We start from the raw sequence: 5930 nt of genomic DNA on the forward strand, positions 1-5930 counted from the left end.
GATAATAAGGAAGAAATATGAGTTCAATCGTTGATGTGGTAGCCCGTGAAATTCTCGACTCCCGTGGTAACCCCACGGTCGAAGCGGATGTTCTGCTCGAGTCCGGCGTCATGGGGCGCGCAGCTGTTCCGTCTGGCGCCTCGACCGGTTCGCGCGAAGCGATCGAGCTGCGCGACGGTGACAAAGGGCGCTACCTTGGCAAGGGCGTCATGCAGGCAGTCGAAAACGTCAATACCGAGATTTCCGAGGCGATCATCGGCCTTGATGCGCAGGAGCAGGCCTTCATCGATCAGACCATGATCGATCTCGACGGCACCGACAACAAGTCGCGCCTCGGTGCCAACGCCATCCTCGCCGTGTCGATGGCCGTCGCCAAGGCCGCTGCCGAAGAGTCCGGTCTGCCGCTCTACCGCTATTTCGGCGGCATGGGTCCGATGCAGATGCCGGTGCCGATGATGAATATCATCAACGGCGGCGAACACGCCAACAATAGCCTCGACATCCAGGAATTCATGGTTATGCCGGTTGGTGCCTCGACCTTCCGCGAAGCCCTGCGCTGCGGTGCCGAAATCTTCCACGCGCTGAAGAAGCTGCTCGACAAGAAGGGCCACTCGACCGCCGTCGGCGACGAAGGCGGTTTCGCCCCGAATCTGGGCAGCCATGCTGAAGCGCTGCAGATCATCATGCAGGCCATTGAGGCCGCCGGTTACGTGCCGGGCAAGGACGTCCTGCTGGCGCTCGACTGTGCTGCTTCGGAGTTCTACAAGGATGGCAAGTACCACCTGGCGGGCGAAGGTCTGCAATTGACCTCGGCCCAGTTCGTCGACTACCTGGCGAATCTGGCCGACCAGTTCCCGATCGTGTCCATCGAAGACGGCATGTCCGAAGCCGACTGGGACGGCTGGAAGCTGCTCACCGATCGTCTAGGTAAAACCGTGCAGATCGTTGGCGACGACATCTTCGTCACCAACACCAAGATCTTCAAGGAAGGCATCAAGAAGGGCATCGGCAACTCCATTCTGGTCAAGATCAACCAGATCGGTACGCTGTCTGAAACCTTTGCCGCTGTCGAGATGGCCAAGCGCGCCGGTTACACCGCAGTGATTTCGCATCGCTCCGGGGAGACCGAAGACAGCACCATCGCCGACATCGCCGTCGGCCTCAATGCCGGCCAGATCAAGACCGGTTCGCTGTCCCGTTCCGACCGTATCGCCAAGTACAACCAGCTTATCCGTATCGAGGAAGATCTGGGCGATACCGCTTCCTATCCGGGCCGCGAAACCTTCTACAACCTGCGCTAATCACGCATGCGCTGGCTGACGGTCGGCCTTCTCGTAGCCATCGGCCTGCTCCAGTTTCCGCTGTGGGTGGGCAAGGGCGGCTGGCTGAAGGTCTGGGAATACGACCGTCAATTGCAGCAGCAGAAGGAAGTGACCCAAAAGCTGGAAATCAGGAACGCGGGCCTCGACGCCGAGGTCCGCGATCTGAAGCAGGGCTACGATGCCATCGAGGAACGGGCCCGCTTCGAGCTGGGTATGGTCCGGCAGGATGAAACCTTTGTGCAGATTCCAGAAAAGGTTCCCGGAAAATAAGCGAAATAAAGGCGTCGACCGCAGTAGTCACCCGCATTTGCCTCCGTTAGAATCGTTCTCAGCAGTGCCCCACGCAGAGCGCTCAAGGAGAACAACATGCTGCTCAAGGTTGGCGAAAAGGCTCCCTCTTTTTCGTTGCCGGATGCCGATATGGAGACTATCGATCTGGCGAAGTTTGAGGGGCAGAAACACATCGTTATTTTCTTCTACCCGAAGGATGGAACGCCCTGTTGTACCAAGGAAGTAACCGATTTCTCCGATCACGAGGACGAGTTCCTCGATCAGAATTGCGTGCTATTCGGTGTCAGTCGTGACGACTGCATGAAGCATGCTGAATTTCGCGACAAGGAAGGTATCGGCATCGAACTGTTGTCGGATACGGAAGGCGCCGTCTGCAAGCAATACGGTGTCTGGCAGGCCAAAGAAGTGGATGGTCACAGGAAATTCGGGGTTTGCCGCTCCACCTTTATCATCGATCGTCGCGGTATCATTCGCCACGCGCTTTACAACGTCAATTACAAGGGCCATGCACTGGAAGTGCTGCGCCTGGTCAAGGAACTTAATTCATGAATATGCAGGTTGCCAAGAATTCCGTTATCACCCTCGATTACCACGTCACCGATCCCGATGGCGAAGTGGTCGATGAAGGCCGCGAGCCGCTGGTCTACCTGCATGGTGGTTACGATGACATTTTCCCGCTGATCGAAGAGGCCCTGCAGGGCAAGAAGGTCGGCGAGTCGATCAAGGTCAAGCTGCAGCCGGACGAAGCTTTCGGTGAATACGATGCCGAGATGGTTCAGATCGAGCCGCGTAAGGATTTCCCGAAGGAACTCGAAGTTGGCATGCAGTTCGAAGGCGGCCCGGAAGAGGGCGGCGAGGATGACTTCGTGATCTATCGCGTCACCGAAATTGCCGATGACAAGGTCGTTCTCGACGGCAATCATCCGCTGGCCGGCATGGCGCTGATTTTTACCTGTACGGTGACGGCAATTCGCCCGGCCAGCGCCGAAGAGATTGAGCACGGCCATGTCCATGGTGGTGATGATGACGAGGAAGCTTGCCACTGATTTTTGGCCATTTTTCCGGTCGACCGTAGCAAAAAGCCCGCTGTAAAGCGGGCTTTTTGCTTGTGTTGCGGCTGATTCGGCTGTTTAGCGCAGCAACTTGCCGGCGCGATCGAGGATCGTGATATCGACAAACTGGACGCCGGCTTGTGATGTCCCGGGGTAGTTGACGGAAACGCCGCCGAGATCGAGTGCCCGGAATGATTTGAGTGCCTCGCGCAATTGTTTGCGCGTCGGATTTGGGCCCGCCTTGCGGATGCCTTCTCCGAGAATCTTGGCGGCGAGGTAGCCTTCGATCAGGGTGTGGTTGAGCGGCGTATCTGGCGTTGAGAAGCGCTTGTGGGCCGCCTGGATTTCCTTGATCAACGGGACGCTGAGGTTGTTGGGGGCGGGAACGACCTGGGTAATGGCCAGGCCCTTGGCGAGGTCGGCTCCAATCTTGGCAACGACTTGCGGGCCGTCGGTGGTCGACAGCGTGGTGAGTTGCGATACATTGCCGGCGGCCCGCATTTGTTTCACGAACTCGGCGCTGGCTGCCGTATTAGAGACCATGATCACGGTCTGAGGCGATGCGGCGGCGATGTTTTTGACGGCCTCTGCCACGTTGGTGGTGTTTTTCTCGTAGCTGCCTTTGGCGACGATCTGCCCTTCGAATTGGGCAATAATCTTTTCGGCGCTGGCCAGGCCGTCCTGGCCGAAGCCGTCATTCTGGTAGAACACCGCAAAGCGGCTGTTTCCCGTCAATGAATAAAGTTCGACGATTTTGGTGATCTCGTCGGCATAGCTCGCCCGTGTGAAGAAAAGATGGGGGTTGCCTGAATTGACCAGCGCAGCGGCGCCGGTGCGCACGCCAATCAGCGGTATGTCGCTTTCCTCGAGCACTTTTTCCTTGAGCAGGGCGCCGACGTTGCCTGTGCCGACGATGCCGATGAGGGCTAGCGGCTTTTTGTCACGGATCATGTCGCGGGCCAGCTTGACGGTTTCTTCGGTCTTGTATTTGTCGTCCGTCGAGACCAGTTTGAGGTGGTTGCCGAGGATGCCGCCGCTGGCATTGGTCGATTCGATGTAGAGGTTGATCCCCACTCGGTAGGCGGTTCCGGTCGGGGCGAGCGGTCCGGAGAATGGCGCGACTTGCCCCAGTATGATTTCTGAAGCATGGGCCGGGGTGCCGAGAACGATTAGTGACAGGAAAGCGCTAAAGCCTAGACGTTTGAGCACGATAGACATCCGAAATTATTGAGTTGGAACAATAGTGCGAAGCGTCGGGCTTGTCGATGCACGGGGGAAAATCATTGCTTCCAGGGGTGCGTTTCGAAGCGAAAAAGCGCCGGATTGTCGGTGTCGATGACGCCGCGCGTCCAGCCCATGATCGGATAGCCGAAGGTTTCGACGCGCACGAAATTGCTTTGCGGCCGGCCTTGCTTGTCGCGCAGCGGGTGGTCTATCCGGCTGATATGCGAGTCGCCATGGATGGCGACTACATACCCGGCGAACTGGGCTGTTTCGTGTTGTAGCAATTCCAGAAAATCGCGATAGCCGTGATGGCCAAAGCCCTGGTTGAAATGGGCGAAGCTCGGGTCGGCCTGGAAGAGCAGGACGATACCGGTCAGGTTGTCGCGCCGGGCGAGTGCGAAGTTTTCCTTGAGCCAGTCGATGACCACCGGATTGCGGTCCAGAAATTCCGGACTCGGTTGGCCGGTCATCCCCCAGTTGTTGTTACCGCCTGGCAGGTTGAGCGTCACGAACAATACCGGGCCAAGCCGGAAGCGGGTGTGTTCCGGATAGTTGCCAGGCTGTCGCTCAAGCGTCATTGTTTTCTGGCCAAGGGACAGGCCATCGTGCCAGAACAGGGCGCGCAGCTTGTTCAGACGCTCCAGCGGGTCGTACCCGCCGTTTGAAACACGGTCGCAATCGGACCACTCGTTGTCACCGGGGACAAAAACGAAGGGTACGCGTGAGGCGTTGAAGACGTCATGACGATCAGCGAAAAGGCTGTCGTCGCAGCGATCCTTGCCGGACTTGATGTCGCCGATGTGGGCGACGAATTCGACCTGGCTGTTGGCGATGGCTCCGAGCATTTTGGGCAATTCGGCCCGTTCGTAGTCGGAATAGGGCGTGTCGCCGATCACGGCAAAACGCCAGACATCGGCATGGGCCTGGGTCATCGCGCCGATCAACAGCAGAGCCCATTTCAATTTTGGCCAAAATTTCCGGTTGACCGTGGAAATGGGGTGAAAGCGCTTCACCGGAGCAAACCCTTCAATGCATAGAGCGCATCGAGCGCCTCGCGTGGTGTCAGGCTGTCCGGGTCAATGGCGGCGAGGTGGTCGAGGGCCGGATGCGGTTCCGGTTCGGCTGGCTCGGGCGTTTCTGGCGAAAAATCCTGGGCGAAAAGGTCGGGTTGCAGCGGGTCGACCGTGGCGCGTTGCTCGAATTCGCGCAGTTGCTTGCGGGCAGCGCGGACGACGGCCGTGGGGATGCCGGCCAGCGCGGCGACCTGAATCCCGTAGCTCTGGTTGGCCGGGCCTTCTTCAACGGCGTGCATGAAGACGATGCGGTCGTTGTGTTCGACGGCGCCGAGATGGACGTTGGCCAGTTCCGTGTATTCGTGCGACAGCCGGGTCATCTCGAAGTAGTGGGTGGCAAACAGCGTCAGGCAGCGATTCTTGTCGATCAGGTGACGGAGGATGGCGAAGGCCAAGGCCATGCCGTCAAACGTGGACGTGCCGCGGCCGATTTCGTCCATCAGGACGAGGCTGTTGGCTGTGGCGTGGTGCAGGATGGCGGCAGCTTCGGTCATTTCGACCATGAAGGTCGAACGCCCGGAAGCCAGATCGTCGGAGGCGCCGATGCGGGTGAAAATGCGGTCGAGCGGGCCGAGCACGCAGCGGTCGGCCGGCGTGTAGCAGCCGATGTGGGCGAGCAGGGCGATCAGCGCGACCTGCCGCATGTAGGTCGATTTACCGCCCATGTTCGGGCCGGTGATGAGCAGCAGGCGGCGGTTTTCGGCGAGCAGGCAGTCGTTGGCGATGAAGGTTTCGGCATTGTTGGCCAGTTCGCCCTCGACCACCGGATGGCGGCCACCTTCCACGGTCAACCCGATTTCTTCGGCAAATTCGGGCTTGCACCAGTTGCGCTTGAGGGCGGTTTCGGCGAAGCCGGCCAGCAGGTCAAGATGGGCGACGGCGCCGGCGATGATTTGCAGCGTCGGAATGACTGGTTGCAGTTCGTCGAGAATGGCTTCGTAGAGCAGCTTTTCGCGGGCCAGCGCGCG

The 5930-nt window shown here is 59.0% G+C and carries 7 protein-coding genes; 4 read left to right on the plus strand and 3 right to left on the minus strand.

From position 1 onward, the window contains the following. Nucleotides 1-17 precede the first annotated feature (17 nt). The 4 genes from eno (at nucleotide 18) to ADADOO_RS02730 (ending at nucleotide 2659) form a co-directional block, all read left to right on the plus strand. Nucleotides 18-1301, plus strand: coding sequence for a phosphopyruvate hydratase (gene eno, locus ADADOO_RS02715; RefSeq protein ID WP_511274805.1), 1284 nt, complete (start codon nucleotides 18-20; stop codon nucleotides 1299-1301). 6 nt (nucleotides 1302-1307) lie between these two features. Then, nucleotides 1308-1592, plus strand: coding sequence for a cell division protein FtsB (ftsB, locus tag ADADOO_RS02720; protein WP_511274807.1), 285 nt, complete (start codon nucleotides 1308-1310; stop codon nucleotides 1590-1592). Between the two features lie 99 nt (nucleotides 1593-1691). Further along, nucleotides 1692-2162: a peroxiredoxin gene (locus ADADOO_RS02725; RefSeq protein WP_511274815.1), complete on the plus strand. Its 471-nt coding sequence runs from the start codon at nucleotides 1692-1694 to the stop codon at nucleotides 2160-2162. Next, entirely contained in the window at nucleotides 2159-2659 is a 501-nt protein-coding gene (locus ADADOO_RS02730; protein WP_511274808.1) for an FKBP-type peptidyl-prolyl cis-trans isomerase, read from the plus strand. Before ADADOO_RS02725 ends, ADADOO_RS02730 begins: the two co-directional genes overlap by 4 nt. Nucleotides 2660-2743: 84 nt before the next feature. On the opposite strand, the gene ADADOO_RS02735 is transcribed toward ADADOO_RS02730, so the two are convergent. The 3 genes from ADADOO_RS02735 to ADADOO_RS02745 all read right to left on the minus strand — a co-directional run. Continuing rightward, a complete protein-coding gene (locus tag ADADOO_RS02735) occupies nucleotides 2744-3883 on the minus strand; it encodes an ABC transporter substrate-binding protein (protein ID WP_511274810.1) in 1140 nt (379 codons plus the stop codon). Nucleotides 3884-3945: 62 nt separating this feature from the next. Continuing rightward, entirely contained in the window at nucleotides 3946-4851 is a 906-nt protein-coding gene (locus tag ADADOO_RS02740) for a hypothetical protein (protein WP_511274811.1), read from the minus strand. A gap of 47 nt (nucleotides 4852-4898) precedes the next feature. Next, the coding region (locus tag ADADOO_RS02745; RefSeq protein ID WP_511274813.1) for a MutS-related protein at nucleotides 4899-5930 on the minus strand (1032 nt) is incomplete at its 5' end.

It is taken from the genome of Azonexus sp., assembly GCF_036170495.1.
In the GTDB taxonomy this organism is placed as follows: Bacteria; Pseudomonadota; Gammaproteobacteria; order Burkholderiales; family Rhodocyclaceae; genus Azonexus.